This window comes from Limnohabitans sp. Hippo3, from assembly GCF_003063665.1.
GTDB lineage: Bacteria > Pseudomonadota > Gammaproteobacteria > Burkholderiales > Burkholderiaceae_C > Limnohabitans_A.
On the sequence record NZ_NESF01000018.1, the window covers coordinates 1 to 19,104 of the forward strand.

General features: G+C 57.9%; 14 protein-coding genes, 2 tRNA genes and 1 pseudogene. All 17 read left to right on the forward strand.

Features of this window, described 5'->3' with window-relative positions; all coding sequences use genetic code 11:
* A pseudogene (locus tag B9Z34_RS13890) lies at positions 1-134 on the forward strand (elongation factor Tu); the annotation flags it as partial.
* A 12-nt stretch (positions 135-146) separates the two neighbouring features.
* Positions 147-222: transfer RNA gene (locus B9Z34_RS13895), tRNA-Trp, on the forward strand.
* Between the two features lie 98 nt (positions 223-320).
* A complete protein-coding gene (gene secE / locus B9Z34_RS13900; protein ID WP_108428711.1) occupies positions 321-704 on the forward strand; it encodes a preprotein translocase subunit SecE in 384 nt (127 codons plus the stop codon).
* Complete coding sequence (gene nusG, locus B9Z34_RS13905; protein WP_108285878.1) at positions 704-1,285, forward strand: transcription termination/antitermination protein NusG; 582 nt, start codon at positions 704-706, stop codon at positions 1,283-1,285. Before secE ends, nusG begins: the two co-directional genes overlap by 1 nt.
* Before the next feature lie 122 nt (positions 1,286-1,407).
* Positions 1,408-1,839, forward strand: a complete 432-nt coding sequence (gene rplK / locus B9Z34_RS13910; RefSeq protein WP_062407242.1) for a 50S ribosomal protein L11 — start codon at positions 1,408-1,410, stop codon at positions 1,837-1,839.
* Positions 1,840-2,535: a 50S ribosomal protein L1 gene (gene rplA / locus B9Z34_RS13915; RefSeq protein WP_108428712.1), complete on the forward strand. Its 696-nt coding sequence runs from the start codon at positions 1,840-1,842 to the stop codon at positions 2,533-2,535. It begins immediately after the preceding gene.
* 254 nt (positions 2,536-2,789) lie between these two features.
* Entirely contained in the window at positions 2,790-3,296 is a 507-nt protein-coding gene (rplJ, locus tag B9Z34_RS13920) for a 50S ribosomal protein L10 (RefSeq protein ID WP_108428713.1), read from the forward strand.
* A 40-nt stretch (positions 3,297-3,336) separates the two neighbouring features.
* Positions 3,337-3,714 (forward strand): 50S ribosomal protein L7/L12, encoded by a 378-nt coding sequence (rplL, locus tag B9Z34_RS13925; RefSeq protein WP_108428714.1) that lies wholly within the window; start codon positions 3,337-3,339, stop codon positions 3,712-3,714.
* A 301-nt stretch (positions 3,715-4,015) separates the two neighbouring features.
* Positions 4,016-8,140 (forward strand): DNA-directed RNA polymerase subunit beta, encoded by a 4,125-nt coding sequence (gene rpoB / locus B9Z34_RS13935; RefSeq protein WP_108428716.1) that lies wholly within the window; start codon positions 4,016-4,018, stop codon positions 8,138-8,140.
* A 23-nt stretch (positions 8,141-8,163) separates the two neighbouring features.
* Complete coding sequence (rpoC, locus tag B9Z34_RS13940; protein ID WP_108428717.1) at positions 8,164-12,378, forward strand: DNA-directed RNA polymerase subunit beta'; 4,215 nt, start codon at positions 8,164-8,166, stop codon at positions 12,376-12,378.
* A 102-nt stretch (positions 12,379-12,480) separates the two neighbouring features.
* Complete coding sequence (locus B9Z34_RS13945; protein WP_146179670.1) at positions 12,481-13,023, forward strand: LemA family protein; 543 nt, start codon at positions 12,481-12,483, stop codon at positions 13,021-13,023.
* Between the two features lie 19 nt (positions 13,024-13,042).
* A complete protein-coding gene (gene rsmB, locus B9Z34_RS13950; protein ID WP_108428719.1) occupies positions 13,043-14,398 on the forward strand; it encodes a 16S rRNA (cytosine(967)-C(5))-methyltransferase RsmB in 1,356 nt (451 codons plus the stop codon).
* Entirely contained in the window at positions 14,355-14,993 is a 639-nt protein-coding gene (locus B9Z34_RS13955; RefSeq protein ID WP_108428720.1) for a DUF4390 domain-containing protein, read from the forward strand. Before rsmB ends, B9Z34_RS13955 begins: the two co-directional genes overlap by 44 nt.
* A gap of 1 nt (position 14,994) precedes the next feature.
* The gene (locus B9Z34_RS13960) at positions 14,995-17,292 is read left to right on the forward strand and encodes an ATP-binding protein (RefSeq protein ID WP_108428721.1); all 2,298 of its coding nucleotides are present in this window, start codon (positions 14,995-14,997) and stop codon (positions 17,290-17,292) included.
* 20 nt (positions 17,293-17,312) lie between these two features.
* Positions 17,313-17,972, forward strand: a complete 660-nt coding sequence (locus B9Z34_RS13965; RefSeq protein ID WP_108428722.1) for a response regulator — start codon at positions 17,313-17,315, stop codon at positions 17,970-17,972.
* Between the two features lie 55 nt (positions 17,973-18,027).
* Positions 18,028-18,103, forward strand: a tRNA-Phe gene (locus B9Z34_RS13970).
* A 370-nt stretch (positions 18,104-18,473) separates the two neighbouring features.
* Positions 18,474-18,980: a site-specific recombinase gene (locus B9Z34_RS13975; RefSeq protein ID WP_146179671.1), complete on the forward strand. Its 507-nt coding sequence runs from the start codon at positions 18,474-18,476 to the stop codon at positions 18,978-18,980.
* Positions 18,981-19,104 lie beyond the last annotated feature (124 nt).

A 19,104-nucleotide genomic window follows, 5' to 3' on the forward strand; every position in this document is an offset into this window, starting at 1 on the left:
TGATGCCAGGTGACAACGTGTCGATCACTGTGAAGCTGATCAACCCCATCGCGATGGAAGAAGGTCTGCGTTTCGCTATCCGCGAAGGTGGCCGTACCGTCGGCGCTGGCGTGGTTGCCAAGATCATCGCTTAAAGAGGTTCAAGTAGGGGTATAGCTCAATTGGCAGAGCGTCGGTCTCCAAAACCGAAGGTTGTAGGTTCGATTCCTACTGCCCCTGCCACCTGAAAAGGTGGATTTTCAAGCCCGCTAGACACTAGCGGGCTTCCTTGTCTGATAAGAGTCTTCATGAGCGAAGGCTCAACAAAGGTTTCAAGCCGTATGGCAACGACTGAAGTTCAAACTGTGAATGCTGCTGGTGACAAGATGCGTCTGGCATTGGCTGGCGCATTGGTCATTGCCGCATTGGTGGCCTTCTACATGTTGGCTGGTAAAGGCAGCTTGGCGCAATGGGCGGGGCTGCTCGCAGGTTTGGCTGCCAGCGTGGCGGTGTTTTTCACCTCCGAGTCCGGACGTCAATTGGTGGCTTTCGGCCGCGATGCTGTTCGCGAAGTCAAAAAGGTGGTCTGGCCCGAGCGTAAAGAGGCCATGCAGATCACGGCTTATGTCTTTGCCTTTGTGGTGGTGATGGCTTTGTTCTTGTGGCTCACCGACAAAACTCTGGAATGGGTTTTCTACGATCTGATTCTTGGGTGGAAAAAATAATGAACGATGCTGTAGTCAACGCCCCAATGGCGGGCTCCTCGACCAACCCGGACCTGAAGTGGTACGTGGTTCATGCCTATTCGGGCATGGAAAAAGCCGTCGAGCGCAACATCATTGAGCGCATCGCCCGTTCGGGCATGGAGTCCAAATTTGGTCGTATTTTGGTGCCCACCGAAGAAGTGGTCGAAGTCAAAAACGGTCAAAAACGCACCACCGAGCGCAAGTTTTTCCCCGGCTATGTGCTGGTGGAAATGGTGATGGACGATGAGACTTGGCACTTGGTCAAGCACACCAACAAGGTGACGGGTTTTGTGGGTGGCGCTAAGAACCGCCCCGCGCCAATTTCTGAAGCAGATGTTCAGAAAATCGTGAGCCAGATGCAAGAAGGCACGGACAAACCACGTCACAAGGTGGAGTTCGAGGTGGGTGAATACATCCGCGTCAAGGAAGGCCCTTTCACTGACTTCAACGGCACGGTCGAAGAAGTCAATTACGAGCGCAACAAGATGCGTGTGTCCGTCACCATTTTTGGTCGCGCCACCCCCGTTGAGTTGGAATTCGGTCAAGTCGAAAAGACCTGATCGGTTTAAAAAATTCTGTCAGGCACTTACCGACTCGGTGCCCGGCAATATTTCAGAGTCGTTAACCCCGGGGAGCCGAGGGCCTGATGGTCCAAAGCGTTACAACCCGCAAGGAGAAAAGCATGGCGAAAAAAATCGTCGGCTTCATCAAGCTGCAAGTGCCAGCTGGTAAAGCCAATCCATCACCGCCCATTGGTCCTGCACTGGGCCAGCGTGGTTTGAACATCATGGAATTCTGCAAGGCGTTCAACGCCCAGACCCAAGGCGTTGAGCCGGGCCTGCCATTGCCTGTGGTCATCACAGCGTTTGCAGACAAATCCTTCACCTTCATCATCAAGACGCCACCTGCAGCAACCTTGATCAAGAAGTCCATCAAGATCGACAAGGCTTCGACCAAGCCAGGTCTGGAAAAGGTCGGCAAGATCACCCGCGCTCAACTGGAAGAAATCGCCAAAACCAAGATGAAGGACCTGACTGCCGCCGATCTGGATGCAGCCGTTCGCACCATCGCTGGTACTGCCCGTTCCATGGGCGTGAATGTGGAGGGTGTGTAAATGTCCAAGCTCGCCAAAAAACAAAAAGCCCTTGCTGGCAAAGTGGACAGCTTGAAGCTGTACCCATTGGCCGACGCCTTGACCATCGTCAAAGAGTGCGCAACTGCCAAATTCGATGAGTCCATCGACGTGGCTGTGCAGCTGGGCATCGATGCCAAGAAATCCGACCAAGTGGTCCGTGGCGCTGTCGTGTTGCCCAACGGCACCGGCAAAACCGCCCGTGTGGCTGTGTTCGCCCAAGGCGCCAAGGCTGAAGAAGCCAAGGCCGCTGGTGCCGACGTGGTCGGCATGGACGATCTGGCTGCCCGTGTGAAAGCTGGCGATATGCCTTTCGACGTGGTGATTGCTGCGCCTGACGCGATGCGCGTTGTGGGTACTTTGGGTCAAATTTTGGGCCCACGTGGCCTGATGCCCAACCCCAAAGTCGGCACTGTTACCCCTGATGTGGCCACGGCTGTCAAGAACGCCAAAGCCGGTCAAGTGCAATTCCGTGTGGACAAAGCCGGTATCGTGCACGGCACCATCGGTCGTCGTTCGTTCGACACCGACAAGTTGCAAGGCAACTTGGCTGCGCTGGTGGAAGCCTTGGTCAAAGCCAAGCCTGCAACCAGCAAAGGTGTTTACCTGCGCAAAGTGGCCGTGTCTTCGACCATGGGTGTGGGCGTTCGCGTCGACACACAATCCATCGCAGCTTGATGGCAAGAATTTGAGACGGACGAGAGTCTGTCTCAATGTGGTGGGCCGCTGATCTTGTAAAAGATCAACGGGCCATCCAAGACCGTTGGTGCACATCCCGTGTGCTTAATCAACAAAACCTCAAGGGTTCTTGAAGTTTTGGGCCAACGCAGATGGCGATCCCGCTGCAGATGGATGAAGATCCAAAACAGTTGGTCGCTGCAAATAGGCGTGTTTAAGGGGCAACCCGAACAACACATACAAAGGAGTAGACCTTGAGTCTGAATCGCAGTGAGAAAGAAGCGGTCATCACCGAAGTGACCGACCTCGCCGCTAAAGCTCAAACGCTTGTGATGGCGGAATACCGTGGTATCACGGTCGCTGACATGACCAACCTGCGCGTCAAAGCACGCAGCCTCGGCGTTTCGCTGAGCGTGTTGAAAAACACCTTGGCTCGCCGTGCTGTGACAGGTACGCAGTTTGAAGTTGTCGCCGACCAGATGACCGGTCCGCTGATCTATGGCTTCTCTGAAGATGCAGTGGCCGCCGCGAAAGTGGTGGCCGACTTTGCGAAAACCAACGACAAGTTGGTCATTCGCGCAGGTGCATTTGCAGGCAAAGCCTTGGACGTGAACGGCGTTAAGCAATTGGCCAACATTCCTTCGAAAGAAGTGTTGCTGGCTCAGTTGTGTGGCTTGCTGATGTCGCCAATGTCCCGCACCGCCGTGGTGTTGGGCGCTCTGGCGGCCAAAAAAGGCGAAGGCGAAGCTGTTGCCGCTTAAGGCCAGTGTTCGTGTTTTAACCAATTGTTAGGAAATCAAAATGGCATTCGATAAAGACGCATTTTTGACCGCGCTGGACAGCATGACGGTCATGGAACTCAACGAGCTGGTGAAAGCCATCGAAGAGAAGTTTGGTGTGAGCGCTGCTGCTATGGCCGCTCCTGCTGCTGGTGGCGCTGCCGCCGGTGGTGCTGCCGCTGAAGAGAAGACCGACTTCAACGTCGTTCTGGTCGAAGCTGGCGCCAACAAAGTGTCTGTGATCAAGGCTGTGCGCGAAATCACCGGTCTGGGCTTGAAAGAAGCCAAAGACCTGGTGGACGGCGCTCCCAAGGCTGTCAAAGAAGGCCTGCCAAAAGCTGACGCTGAAGCAGCCAAGAAGAAGCTGGAAGAAGCCGGCGCCAAGGCCGAACTCAAGTAATTCGGTTTTGTTCCAAGGCTGGAGTGCCCGCAAGGGCCTCCAGCCTTTGGTGCTTGAAGAGCACACCGAAAAGCAGCCATTGTTGAGCTGTTTTTCAGTGTTTTAGCGAAACACCGGAAAGTGGATTTGAATAAGTCTACTTTCCAGTGTTTTCTGACCCGACTGCAGAAGACCCTTGGTTCGGGTTGCGTGCAATGCGCAATCGTCCGCCAACGCTGGTAGAGGCCAGCCGCCAAGCCCGTTGAGAGAGTGCAACAGCTCGCTCAACATACAGTTCTGAAAGATCAAGCCCGGAGATCTCATGGCCTATTCATACACCGAACGCAAGCGAATCCGCAAAAGTTTCGGCAGCCGCGAAAGCGTGCTCGAAGTTCCTTACCTGCTGCAAATGCAAAAAGACGCTTACACGTCCTTCTTGCAGGCGGGGGTGGTTCCATCCAAACGCACACACGAAGGCCTGCAGGCCGCATTCGAGGCGGCCTTCCCGATCGTGTCCCACAATGGTTTTGTGGAGATGAAGTTCGTCGAGTACAACCTGGCCAAACCTGCGTTTGACGTGCGCGAGTGCCAGACCCGTGGTCTGACTTTCTCGTCGGCTGTGCGTGCCCGTGTGCAACTCATCATTTACGACCGTGACTCTTCGACCTCGCAAAACAAAGTGGTCAAGGAAGTCAAGGAGCAAGAGGTCTACATGGGCGAAGTGCCCTTGATGACCGACAAAGGCTCTTTCATCATCAACGGCACCGAGCGTGTGATCGTGTCCCAGTTGCACCGCTCGCCTGGTGTGTTCTTCGAGCACGACAAGGGCAAGACCCACAGCTCGGGCAAGCTGCTGTTTTCGGCACGCATCATTCCTTACCGCGGCTCTTGGCTCGACTTCGAATTCGACCCGAAAGACATCCTGTACTTCCGTGTGGACCGTCGCCGCAAGATGCCGGTGTCGATTCTGCTCAAGGCCATCGGCCTGACCCCCGAATCCATCCTGGCGAACTTCTTTGTCAACGACAACTTCCGCTTGATGGACAGTGGCGCACAAATGGAATTTGTGGCCGAGCGTCTGCGCGGTGAAGTGGCCCGTTTCGACATCACCGACAAATCCGGCAAGGTGGTGGTGGCCAAAGACAAGCGCATCACTGTGCGCCATACCCGTGAACTCGAGCAATCGGGTACCACGCACATCAGCGTGCCCGAAGATTTCCTGATCGGCCGCGTGGTCGCTCGCAGCATCGTTGATGCCGACACCGGTGAAATCATTGCCAAGGCCAACGAAGAGTTGACCGAAGCCTTGCTGAAAAAGCTGCGCAGCGCCGGTGTGCAGGACCTGCCTTGCATCTACACGAACGAACTCGATCAGGGCGCGTACATCTCGCAAACCCTGCGCATCGACGAAACCGTGGACGAATTCGCTGCCCGCGTGGCCATCTACCGCATGATGCGCCCTGGCGAGCCACCGACAGAAGACGCTGTGCAAGCCCTGTTCCAGCGCTTGTTCTACAACCCCGACACCTACGACCTGTCGCGCGTGGGTCGCATGAAGTTCAACGCCCGCGTGGGTCGCCCCGACTCCACAGGCCCCATGGTGCTGACCAACGAGGACATCCTCGCCGTGGTCAAGATCCTGGTGGACTTGCGCAACGGCAACGGCGAAGTCGATGACATCGATCACCTGGGCAACCGCCGCGTGCGTTGCGTCGGCGAATTGGCCGAGAACCAGTACCGCACCGGTTTGGCGCGCATCGAAAAAGCCGTCAAAGAGCGTTTGGGTCAGGCCGAGCAAGAGCCGCTCATGCCGCACGACCTGATCAACTCCAAGCCGATTTCTGCAGCCCTGAAAGAGTTCTTCGGTGCTTCGCAACTGTCGCAGTTCATGGACCAGACCAACCCGCTGGCCGAGATCACCCACAAGCGCCGCGTGTCGGCCTTGGGCCCAGGTGGTTTGACCCGCGAGCGTGCAGGCTTTGAAGTGCGCGACGTGCACGTGACCCACTACGGTCGTGTGTGCCCGATTGAAACACCCGAAGGCCCGAACATCGGTCTGATCAACTCGCTGGCGTTGTACGCCCGACTGAACGAGTACGGTTTCATCGAAACCCCCTACCGCCGCGTGGTCGATGGCAAAGTCACGATGGACATCGACTACCTGTCGGCCATCGAAGAAGGCAAATACGTCATTGCCCAGGCCAATGCGGCCTTGGACAAGGATGGCAAGCTGACCGGTGACCTGGTTTCTGCCCGTGAAAAAGGCGAATCCATCCTGTGTGGTGCCGAGCGCATCCAGTACATGGACGTGTCGCCCGCCCAGATCGTGTCCGTGGCCGCATCGTTGGTGCCGTTCCTCGAGCACGATGACGCCAACCGCGCTTTGATGGGCGCCAACATGTCGCGTCAGGCCGTGCCTGTGCTGCGCCCTGAAAAGCCCATGGTCGGTACCGGTATCGAGCGCGTCGCAGCGGTCGACTCCGGCACTGTGGTAACTGCCACGCGTGGCGGCATCGTGGACTATGTGGACGCAACCCGCATCGTGATCCGCGTCAACGACGCAGAGGCGGTGGCAGGTGAAGTCGGTGTGGACATCTACAACCTGATCAAATACCAGCGTTCCAACCAGAACACCAACATCCACCAGCGCCCCATTGTCAAGCGTGGTGACAAGCTGGCCAAGGGTGATGTGATCGCCGACGGCGCATCGACCGACCTGGGCGAAATCGCCATTGGTCAGAACATGCTGATCGCCTTCATGCCCTGGAACGGCTACAACTTCGAAGACTCGATCTTGATCAGCGAGCGCGTGGTGGCCGAAGACCGCTACACCTCGATCCACATCGAAGAACTCGTGGTCATGGCCCGCGACACCAAGTTGGGCGCTGAAGAAATTTCACGCGACATCCCCAACCTGTCCGAGCAGCAGCTGGGTCGCCTCGACGACTCCGGCATCATCTACGTGGGTGCCGAAGTGCAGCCCGGCGACGTACTGGTGGGCAAGGTCACGCCCAAGGGCGAAACGACCCTCACCCCTGAAGAGAAGCTGCTGCGCGCCATCTTCGGCGAGAAGGCGTCCGACGTGAAAGACACCTCGCTGCGCGTGGACCAGGGCTCGCAAGGCACTGTGATCGACGTGCAGGTCTTTACCCGCGAAGGCATTCAGCGCGACAAACGTGCCCAGCAGATCATTGACGACGAACTCAAGCGTTTCCGTCTGGACTTGAACGACCAGCTGCGCATTGTGGAAGCCGACGCATTTGACCGCATTGAGAAACTGCTGGTGGGCCGTGTGGCCAACGGTGGTCCTCAAAAGCTGGCCAAAGGCACCAAGATCGACAAGGCCTACATGGCCTCGGTCGAGAAGTTCCACTGGTTCGACATTCGTCCTGCAGAAGACGATGTGGCCATGCAGCTCGAGTCGATCAAGAACTCGCTGGAGCAGACCCGCCACAGCTTCGACTTGTCGTTCGAAGAAAAGCGCAAGAAGCTCACACAAGGCGACGAGTTGCCAGCTGGCGTGCTCAAAATGGTCAAGGTGTATCTGGCCGTCAAACGCCGCTTGCAGCCTGGCGACAAGATGGCCGGCCGTCACGGCAACAAGGGTGTGGTCTCCAAGATCGTGCCTGTCGAAGACATGCCTTACATGGCCGACGGCACACCTGCCGACATCGTGCTGAACCCGTTGGGCGTGCCTTCGCGCATGAACGTGGGTCAGGTGCTGGAAGTCCACCTGGGCTGGGCAGGCAAGGGCATTGGTCAGCGCATTGGCAACATGCTGCAAGCCGAAAGCCAGCGTCTGGAAAAGATTGCCGAGCTGCGCAAGCTGTTCGAGCAGTTGTACAACAGCATGGGCCGCAAGGAAGACTTGTCGCAGCTGACGGACGATGAAGTGTTGGCCATGGCCGACAACCTCAAAGAAGGTTTCCCCTTCGCCACGCCCGTGTTCGACGGTGCAGCCGAAGAAGAAATCCGCGCGATGTTGCACCTGGCTTACCCCGATGACTTGGCCAAGGCCAAAGGTCTGACAGCCACACGCACACAAGCGAACTTGTTCGACGGTCGCACGGGCGATGCCTTTGACCGTCCCACCACCATTGGCTACATGCACTTCCTGAAGTTGCACCACCTGGTGGACGACAAGATGCACGCCCGCTCGACCGGTCCTTACAGCTTGGTCACGCAGCAGCCGCTGGGTGGTAAAGCGCAGTTCGGTGGACAGCGTTTTGGTGAGATGGAAGTGTGGGCGCTCGAAGCCTATGGCGCTTCTTATGTTCTGCAAGAGATGCTCACCGTCAAGTCGGACGACGTGCAAGGCCGTACCAAGGTGTACGAGAGCATCGTCAAAGGCGAACACTCCATCGAAGCGGGCATGCCCGAGTCGTTCAACGTGCTGGTCAAGGAAATCCGTTCGCTGGGCCTTGACATCGAGCTCGAGCGTTCTTAATTCACAGGCAAAGGATTCAAACCATGAAATCACTACTCGACCTGTTCAAGCAGTTCACGCCCGATGACCACTTCGATGCCATCCGCATCGGTCTGGCATCGCCCGAGAAGATCCGTTCGTGGTCTTTCGGCGAAGTGAAAAAGCCGGAAACCATCAACTACCGTACCTTCAAGCCTGAGCGCGATGGTCTGTTTTGCGCCAAGATTTTTGGCCCCATCAAAGACTACGAATGCCTGTGCGGCAAGTACAAACGCCTCAAGCACCGTGGCGTGATCTGCGAGAAGTGCGGCGTTGAAGTCACACAGACCAAAGTGCGTCGCGAGCGCATGGGCCACATCGACCTGGCCGCGCCTTGCGCCCACATCTGGTTCCTGAAGTCGCTGCCTTCGCGTCTGGGCCTGGTGCTCGACATGACGCTGCGCGACATCGAGCGCGTGCTTTACTTTGAAGCTTACGTGGTGACCGACCCCGGCATGACCCCGTTGAAGAAATTCAGCATCATGTCCGAGGATGACTACGACGCCAAAGTCAAAGAATACGGTGACGAATTCACCGCCAAGATGGGCGCCGAAGGCATCCGCGAGTTGCTCGAAGGCATCGACATCGAAAGCGAGATCGAACGTCTGCGTGGCGATCTGACTGGTTCCGAATTGAAGGTCAAGAAAAACTCCAAGCGCCTCAAAGTGCTGGAGGCCTTCAAGAAGTCGGGCATCAAGCCTGGCTGGATGGTGCTCGAAGTGCTGCCCGTGTTGCCACCGGACCTGCGTCCGCTGGTGCCGCTGGACGGTGGCCGCTTTGCGACCTCCGACCTCAACGACCTCTACCGCCGCGTCATCAACCGCAATAGCCGTCTGCGTCGCCTGCTCGAGCTCAAGGCCCCAGAGATCATTGCGCGCAACGAAAAGCGGATGCTGCAGGAAGCCGTGGACAGCTTGCTGGACAACGGCCGCCGTGGCAAGGCCATGACCGGCGCCAACAAGCGTGCTCTGAAGTCCTTGGCCGACATGATCAAGGGCAAGAGTGGTCGTTTCCGTCAGAACTTGCTGGGCAAGCGCGTGGACTACTCCGGTCGTTCCGTGATCACCGTGGGCCCAACCCTCAAGCTGCACCAGTGCGGTCTGCCCAAGTTGATGGCGATTGAGTTGTTCAAGCCCTTTATCTTTGCGCGTCTCGAAGCCATGGGCATCGCGACCACCATCAAGGCCGCCAAGAAAGAAGTCGAAGCCGGCACCCCGGTGGTGTGGGACATCCTGGAAGAGGTCATCAAAGAGCACCCCGTGATGCTCAACCGTGCGCCGACGCTGCACCGTTTGGGTATCCAGGCGTTTGAGCCCTTGCTGATCGAAGGCAAAGCCATTCAGTTGCACCCCCTCGTTTGCGCGGCCTTCAACGCCGACTTCGACGGTGACCAGATGGCCGTTCACGTGCCCCTGTCGGTGGAAGCCCAGATGGAAGCCCGCACCCTGATGCTGGCTTCGAACAACATCCTGTTCCCCGCTTCGGGCGAGCCTTCCATTGTTCCTTCGCAGGACGTGGTGCTGGGTCTGTACTACGCGACCCGCGACCGCATCAATGCCAAAGGTGAAGGCCTGATCTTCTCCGACATCGGTGAAGTGCAGCGTGCTCTGGACGCCGGTGCCGTGGAGTTGACCGCCAAGATCAACGTTCGCATGACCGAATGGACCAAGGACAAAGCCACCGGTGAATTCATCCCGTCGGTGTCGATGGTGGAAACCACCGTGGGCCGCGCCTTGCTGTCCGAGATCCTGCCCAAGGGCCTGCCCTTCAGCAACCTGAACAAGGCGCTGAAGAAAAAGGAAATCTCCAAGCTGATCAACACATCGTTCCGCAAGTGCGGTCTGAAAGAGACCGTGGTGTTTGCCGACAAACTGTTGCAAAACGGTTTCCGTCTGGCCACACGCGCCGGCATCTCGATCGGCATCGACGACATGCTGGTGCCGCCTGAGAAGCCCGCCATCATCGAAGCCGCCGAAAAAGAAGTCCGCGACATCGAGCAGCAATACGTCTCTGGTCTCGTGACCGCTGGCGAGCGCTACAACAAGGTGGTGGACATCTGGGGCAAAGCCGGTGACGTCGTTTCCAAGGTGATGATGGACCAGCTGCGCAAGGAAAAGACCATTGACCGTCACGGCAAGGAAGTCGATCAGGAATCGTTCAACTCGATTTACATGATGGCCGACTCCGGTGCCCGCGGTTCTGCAGCGCAGATTCGCCAGCTGGCCGGTATGCGTGGCCTGATGGCCAAACCTGACGGCTCCATCATCGAGACCCCCATCACGGCGAACTTCCGTGAAGGCCTGAACGTGTTGCAGTACTTCATCTCGACACACGGTGCCCGTAAGGGTCTGGCCGACACGGCTTTGAAGACTGCCAACTCGGGTTACCTGACCCGTCGTCTGGTGGATGTGACCCAAGACTTGGTGGTGACCGAGCTCGATTGCGGCACTTCGGATGGCTCGCTGATGCGCGCGATCGTTGAAGGTGGTGAAGTGATCGAATCGCTGCGCGACCGTATCCTGGGCCGCACCGTGGCCGAAGATGTGTTGCACCCCGAAACACGTGCTGTTCTGGCTGCTGCGGGCGTGATGCTCGAGGAAGACCTGATCGACGAACTCGAAGCCGCTGGCGTCGACGAAGTCAAGGTCCGTACCGCATTGACTTGCGAGACCCGCTTTGGTTTGTGCGCCAAGTGCTATGGCCGCGATTTGGGCCGTGGTGGTCTGGTGAACAACGGCGAAGCCGTGGGTGTGATTGCCGCTCAGTCGATTGGCGAACCTGGCACGCAGCTGACCATGCGGACTTTCCACATCGGTGGTGCGGCTTCGCGTGCAGCGGTGGCTTCTAGCGTGGAAGCCAAGTCCAACGGCATCATCGGCTTCAATGCCACGATGCGCTATGTGACCAACTCCAAGGGCGAGCTGGTGGTGATTTCCCGTTCTGGCGAAATCGTGATCCACGAGCATGGCCGTGAGCGTGAGCGTCACAAGGTGCCTTACGGTGCCATCTTGTCCGTCAAGGCCGACCAGACCATCAAGGCCGGCACCATTTTGGCCAACTGGGACCCATTGACCCGCCCGATCATCACGGAATTCGCCGGTCAGGTGAAGTTCGAGAACATCGAAGAAGGCTTGACCGTGGCCAAGCAGCTCGACGAAGTCACGGGTTTGTCCACCTTGGTGGTCATTGACCCCAAGCGCCGTGGCGCGGCCAAGGTCGTCCGCCCCCAGGTCAAACTGATCGACGCGCAAGGCAAAGAAGTCAAGATCCCCGGTACCGACCACTCGGTGACGATTGGTTTCCAGATCGGCTCACTGATCCAGGTGCGCGACGGCATGGACGTGGGCCCAGGCGAAGTGCTGGCCCGTATCCCGGTCGAAGGTCAGAAGACACGAGACATCACCGGCGGTTTGCCCCGTGTGGCCGAACTGTTCGAAGCCCGCACCCCCAAAGACAAGGGCATGCTGGCCGAGATCACCGGTACCGTGTCGTTCGGCAAGGAAACCAAAGGCAAGGTCCGCTTGCAGATCACCGACCCTGAAGGCAAGGTCTGGGATGAACTGATCCCCAAAGAGAAGAACATCCTGGTGCACGAAGGCCAAGTGGTCAACAAGGGCGAGAGCATTGTGGACGGCCCGGCCGACCCACAAGACATCTTGCGTCTGTTGGGCATCGAAGAGCTGGCCCGCTACATCGTGGACGAAGTGCAGGACGTGTACCGTTTGCAAGGCGTGAAGATCAACGACAAGCACATTGAAGTGATTGTTCGTCAGATGTTGCGTCGTGTGGTGGTCGAGAGTGTCGGTGACTCCAACTACATCTCCGGTGAGCAGGTGGAGCGCTCCGAAATGCTCAACACCAACGATGCGCTGCTGCGTGAAGGCAAGATTCCCGCGACTTTCAGCAACTTGCTGCTGGGTATCACGAAGGCTTCCTTGTCGACCGACTCGTTCATCTCGGCCGCTTCCTTCCAGGAAACGACCCGTGTGTTGACAGAGGCGGCCATCATGGGCAAGCGCGACGAGCTGCGTGGTCTGAAGGAAAACGTGATCGTGGGCCGCTTGATTCCTGCCGGTACCGGCTTGGCTTACCACCAGGCCCGCAAGGTCAAGGACGCCATGGACGACGCCGAGCGTCGTGCCATTGCAGACGCTGAGGCCGCCGATCTGGCGGGTCCTGCGACCGAAGACACCGTCACCGATGCAGGCGAAGCTGCCTGAGTGACGCGTTCACCCTTCATCCGGTGAACAACGTGAACAGCCCCTGCACCGTTTGGCGGTCAGGGGCTGTTTTTATGGCGAGGAATGGAAAGAGGTGACAGCATGGGGGCGTTGATTTTGGGTCTGCTGCTGGCCATCGCTGTGTTTTGGGCGGTGGGCGCACACAACCGTCTGGTGCGTTTGCGTGCCGAGGTGGTTCGGCAATGGAGCAGTGTCGATGCGGTTTGGCTGCGTCTGGTGGTTCGCATGCAAGGCGGCATTGCCGCCCGACAGTCCATGGCTGGGGCAGAGGGGGGCGATGATCTACAAGCCCTGCAATCGGCGTGCGATGAGTTGTTGGAAGCCTTGTCCCAAGCGCGTTTGCAAGCGCTCGATGCGGAAAGCCAAAAGCAGGTTTTGGTGCAGCACCAAAAAGTGGTGGCCGAAATCCGACGGATGTTGCAAACGGAAAACGATGCGGTCAAGCCGGACCTGGAGATCGCCTTGAATCGCATGCGGCAGACGCTGCCTGCAGCGCTCATCCCCTACCACGTGGCCGCAGTCGCCTACAACGAGGCCTTGGCCATGCGCCCAGCTTCCTGGCTGGCCAGGCGCTTGAAACTTCAACCCGCGATGCGGATGGATTTGTCCATGGGGGCCGCTTGAGCCCCGCCTGAAAGCAACGATGACAGCAAACGACCCGTCCCAGGCTCCCCGCACAACGGCTCAGTCAGCACCGTTGTGGCGTCTGCTGCAAGCCACGGCGGCGGCTGTGCAGGCGACACGTCAGGGTCGGTCGCTGACTGCACAGCTTGACAGCGTGCCACACGAGTTGCGGCCAGGTGTGCAGGCTTTGAGTTTTCAGGTGCTCAGGCAACTCGGGCGTGCCACGGCCTTGCGCGAGCGCTTGGCGGCCAAAACGCCACCGCCAGCGGTAGACGCTTTGTTGTGCGCTGCGCTGGCCTTGTGCTGGCGCGATGAGGATGCGCCTTACCCCATCCATACATTGGTCAACCAGACGGTGGAAGCCGCGCGCAAGCAGAGGAGCACCCAAGCTCAAAGCGGGTTCATCAACGCCTGTTTGCGACGCTTCATGCGTGAACGAGAGGCCTTGGTTCTGCAAACCAACCCGGACCTTCAGGCCCAATGGAACCATCCACGCTGGTGGGTGGAGCGTTTGCAAACAGACCACCCCTTGCATTGGCAGCTGCTCCTGACGCAGGCACAACAGGCTGCGCCCATGACTCTGCGGGTGAACACCCGCCATCACACCGTCGCCGCTTATCAAGAGCAACTTCAAGCCATAGGGCTGCAGTCCAAGCCAGTGGGTGCACAAGGCTTGCAATTGGTCAAGGCGGTGCCCGTGCACCAGTTGCCTGGTTTTTCAGCGGGCCATGTTTCGGTGCAGGACGCTGCGGCCCAAGTGGCCGCGCCGCTGTTGATGCTAGGTCTGGATGTCGCCAAACCATGGCGAATTCTGGACGCTTGTGCCGCGCCGGGTGGAAAAACCGGGCATCTGCTCGAGGTTTGTCCCCAGGCGCAAGTGCTGGCGCTGGACGTGGACGCGGCGCGCTGTGAGCGCATCCATCAGAATTTGCAGCGTTTGGGGCTGCCCGCCCAAGTAAAGGCGGCCGATGCTGGAGAGCCTGCATCCTGGTGGGATGGCGTGCTGTTTGACGCGGTTTTGCTGGACGCGCCTTGCACGGCTTCGGGCATTGTGCGCAGGCACCCGGATGTGCGCTGGCTGCGCCGTCCCACGGACAGCGCACAATTGGCCCGCACCCAGGCAGCGCTGCTCAAAGCGCTTTGGCCCTTGGTCAAGCCGGGTGGGCGCCTGCTGTATTGCACTTGTTCGGTCTTCAAAGCCGAGGGCGACGAGACGGTGCAAGCGTTTCTTCAGCGCAACACCGACGCCTTAATGCGGCCCTCTCCAGGGCATTTGATACCCGGGCAGCACCCGGGGAGCCTGCCAGTCGAGCACAATCCACTGGGTGAACATGACGGGTTTTATTACGCATTGCTGGAAAAGCGCCTGGGCTGAGCCTTGGCGCTGGTGTGGCTGGGCCTTGGGCGCCTGGCTGTTTGTCACGTCTTCTGCCTGGGCGCAAAGCTCCACGGCGGAGCTGACCGAGTTGCGCGCCGAGCGGCGTGAAGCAGCGCTGTACCTGACGGCACAGCTGAAACTTGAGCTGGGACCTGCTGTCGAAGACGCCTTGGTCAAAGGGCTGGCGGTGCATTTTGTGGCCGAGGCCGAGGTCTTGCGGGACCGCTGGTATTGGTATGACCGCAAAGTGGGCGCAGCGACCCGTTATTACCGGCTTGCTTTTCAGCCTTTGACACGGCGTTGGCGCTTGAACGTCTCGAACGAACCGATTTCCGGCACAGGCTTGGCGGGCAGCATCTCACAAAATTTCGAGACCCTCTCTGAAGCCTTGGATGTGGTTCGGCGGCAATCGGGTTGGAAAGTGGCTGACATGGCCGAACTGGACGCGGAGGCGCGTCAATACCTGACTTACCGTTTCCGGCTGGACATTTCGCAGTTGCCGAGGCCTTTCCAGATCGCTGCCGGCAACCAGTCCGAATGGAATGTGTCCGTGGCGCGGCAGTTGCGCCTGACCGCAGACATGGTGCGCTGAGATGGGGCTGTCGATCAACCGGTCGGAAATGCAGGCGCTGCGGGCATCGCGCGCCAGCCGCTGGTTGCTTGGCCTGGGCGCACTGGCGATGGTGGTGATTGGATTGGGCCTGCTGGTGCTGATGACCCAAGCCACAGGCAATCGAGAAAGGTACAACCAGAATTACGAATGGTTGGCACTGATCAACGCCGTGGTGGCCAGTGGTTTGTTGATCACCATCTTGTGGGGCGCCGTCAAACTGCTGTTGCGATTGAGGCGTGGTCAATTTGGCTCCCGATTGCTGGTCAAGCTCGCAGGCATCTTTGCGCTGGTGGGCGTGGTGCCAGGCGTGCTGATCTACGTGGTGTCTTACCAGTTTGTCTCGCGCTCGATCGAGAGCTGGTTTGACGTGAAAGTCGAGGCGGCGTTGGTGGCCGGTTTGAACCTGGGGCGGGCCACACTCGACACATTGAGCACCGACCTGTCCAAGCAAGCCCGAGTCGCTGCGACGCAATTGAGTGATGTGCCCGATGTGAGTGCCGGTATCGCGCTGGAAAAAATGCGGGAACAGATCGGTGTCAGTGATGCGGTGCTCTGGACGGCGAGTGGTCGCATGGTGGCCAGTGCCGGTCAATCCCGATTCCAGATTCGCCCCGAACGCCCCCCGCTTCAACAACTCAAGGATGCACGTCAAAAAGGCAGCGTTGAATGGGTCGAGGGTTTTGACGAAGCCACGCCCGGCAGTGACAAGGGCCGCATCAAGGTGCTGGTCTTGTTGCCTCAAACAGGACTCGCATTCGACGAAGACAGACGCCTGCTTCAAGTGACGCAAGACTTGCCGCCAACGTTGGTCAACAACGCGCTGGAAGTGCAGGCGGCCTATCGTGAATACCAAGAGCGGGCTCTTGCACGCGAAGGCCTGCGCCGCATGTACATCGGCACCTTGACCCTCAGCTTGTTTCTGGCGGTGCTGGGAGCCATCTTGCTGGCCGTGGTCTTGGGCAATCAGTTGGCGCGGCCGCTGCTTTTGCTGGCGCACGGCATGCGTCAGGTGGCTTCTGGCGATCTGACACCCAAGCTGGCCTTGCAAGGCAAGGATGAACTCGGTGGTTTGACCCGCTCTTTTGCAGACATGACGCAGCAGCTGCTGGACGCCAGAACCCATGTGCAGCGCAGTCTGGTGCAGTTGGACACGGCGCGGGGTAATTTGCAAACCATCCTCGATAACCTGACGGCGGGCGTCATGGTGCTCGACGCGCAGGGCGTGATCCAGTCGGCTAACCCTGGTGCAACACGCATCTTGCGTGTGCCCGTGGCGGCACACCAAGGCTTGCCTTTGCCTCAATTGCCCGGGCTGGAAAGTTTTGCCCAGGGTGTGGCGGATCAGTTTGCGATGTTGCGCTTGGACAAGGATGCACACGAGCTGGACCATTGGCAAAAATCCTTCGAGATCCACGCCACAGGCCAGGGTTTGACCGAAACCGCTGTGACCTTGCTGGCCCGTGGCGCTGTGCTGCCGGATGGCATGCGCCTGTTGGTGTTCGATGACATTTCTGAAATCGTTTCTGCAGAACGCGCGCAAGCCTGGGGTGAGGTGGCCAGACGCCTGGCCCATGAAATCAAGAATCCGCTGACCCCGATACAGCTGTCTGCAGAGAGACTGCAGCGCAAACTGATTGGCAAGCTCGATGCGCAAGACGATGCGGTGCTCCACAAATCGGTTAAAACCATCGTGGACCAGGTGGACGCCATGAAGCGCTTGGTCAACGAGTTCCGTGACTACGCCCGACTGCCCTCGGCCGATCTGAAGCCTGTGCAGCTCAATGCGCTGATTTCAGATTTGATGGTCTTGTACACCAACGAACCCGCCGATCAAATTCCATATGCGCCTGTGATCACTGCGCTGGACCCTGCATGCCCGCCCATCTTGGGTGACGAGCAGCAGCTCAGGCAGGTGATTCACAACCTGCTTCAAAACGCACAAGACGCGTGTGAGGTCAAAGGCGTGGTGCCACAAGACGCTCGGGTGGGATTGCGTACCGAATGGCATGCTTCACGGAACAGGGTTCGCTTGATCGTGACCGATACAGGCACCGGCTTTGAGCCCAATATTCTCAAGCGTGCGTTTGAACCGTATGTCACGACCAAAGCCAAAGGTACCGGTTTAGGGTTGGCGGTGGTGAAGAAAATTGCCGACGAACATGCCGCCAAAATAGAGCTTGGCAATGTGATGCAGGATGGCGAAATCAAAGGCGCGCAAGTCTCGTTATCATTCGCACTGGAATCCACGGTGGGCAACACGCATCAGCCCGCCCATTGAACAGAGACAAGACAGACACTATGGCAAATATTTTGGTGGTTGACGATGAGCTGGGCATACGTGACCTGCTCTCAGAAATCCTGTTTGACGAGGGGCATCAAGTTGAACTCGCCGAAAATGCAGCCATGGCACGTGAAGTGCGTCTGCGCATGCGTCCCGATCTCGTGCTGTTGGACATCTGGATGCCGGATACCGATGGCGTCACCCTCTTGAAAGAGTGGGCAACGGCGGGCTTGCTCAATATGCCCGTCATCATGATGAGCGGACACGCCACCATCGATACGGCGGTTGATGCGGTCAAGATTGGCGCGCACGCCTTTCTGGAAAAACCCATCACCTTGCAAAAACTGCTGACCGCTGTAGAGCAGGGTCTGGCCCGTGACCAAGTGAAGCAGGCGGTGGCTTCCGCCTCGGCATCGCAAGCAGTGACCTTGTCATCTGCTTTGGCAAACGGTGAAGCGATCGGTGCGGCGCTGGCGGTCCAGCAAACCTTCGACCTTGATCGCCCACTTCGCGAAGCGCGCGATGCGTTTGAGAAGGCCTATTTTGAGTTCCATCTCGCCCACGAAGCAGGTTCCATGACCAAGGTGGCCGAAAAGACGGGTCTCGAGCGTACGCACCTCTACAGAAAACTCAAGCAGTTGGGCGTTGATTTGTCCCGCAGCAAGCGCCTCGTTTGATTTGTCTGAACTTCCTTCAAAAAGACCCCATTGGCTCTGCTATAATTTTTGTTCCGGCCCGGTAGCTCAGTTGGTAGAGCAGCGGATTGAAAATCCGCGTGTCGATGGTTCGATTCCGTCCCAGGCCACCAAATAGCAAGCGTAGCGCGTGAAAACGTGCTACGCTTTTCTATTGCACAGTTGTCGCACGGTTCTTTGTGCGCTTAGGTAGCAAAAGCTGTGGTTATCCCCTCCTCACGCTACCCCCCCCCTCCCCACCATGTTTGATATACAAAGCCCCAAAAGGCACACGTACGTCTGCAACAGCGTAAAAAGCCCTACAGCAGGGGTAAAGAAGGCGCTTAGTCCGTCTCGTTAAAGGCGCTGAGGGTAGGGTGCTTGTAGGGCTTGCTAACCATCCAGCCCCTCTCAGTGTTTTCCCACGTGCAGGCAGAAATCTGTCGCACGGTTCTGTTTTTGACAATAAACTGCAAGTAATAACACCAAAAAAGGTATTGCTTTGTGAAAGTTGATGTCGTCCTCAAATCTGAGAATTTGGCACACGCAAGGGGTGGGGAAGTTGTCCTCTACAAGCGCGGCGACAGCAAAAAGTGGCAAGCCCGTTTCAAGCTGAAAGATTTGAAGTGGCACAGGCTGGCTACCAAACAGCAAAATTTGCAGTACGCGGCGCAGACAGCCTGCGAGGCATACGACAGGGCAAGGTTCCTGTTTGACGAAAAAATCCCAATTTCCAGCAAGCGCTTTGACGTAGTTGCGCGGCTTGCAATAGACGAAATGGAAGCACAGATTGCCAGCGGGCATGGCAAGCCTGTTTACAACGACTACATCACAGTCACCAAAAAATACCTCATTCCGTTTTTTGGCAACTATCACCTCAACACCATTGGCTATGAAGAGCTGAAGAAATTTGGCACGTGGCGTGTCAAAACGATGGGGCGAACTCCAGTCCTCAGCACAGTTACGACGCACAACAGCGCAATGAACCGTGTTTTTGACTTGGCTGTTTGAATCGCCCCGGGTTTCGTGGAGGCCAGTTGGTTTAAGTTGAGACCTCTGTCTCGTTCTTTCCGGCTAGCTGCCGGTAGTAGTTCACCTCAGCTTCGGCCGGTGGAATATACCCAATCGAGCTGAG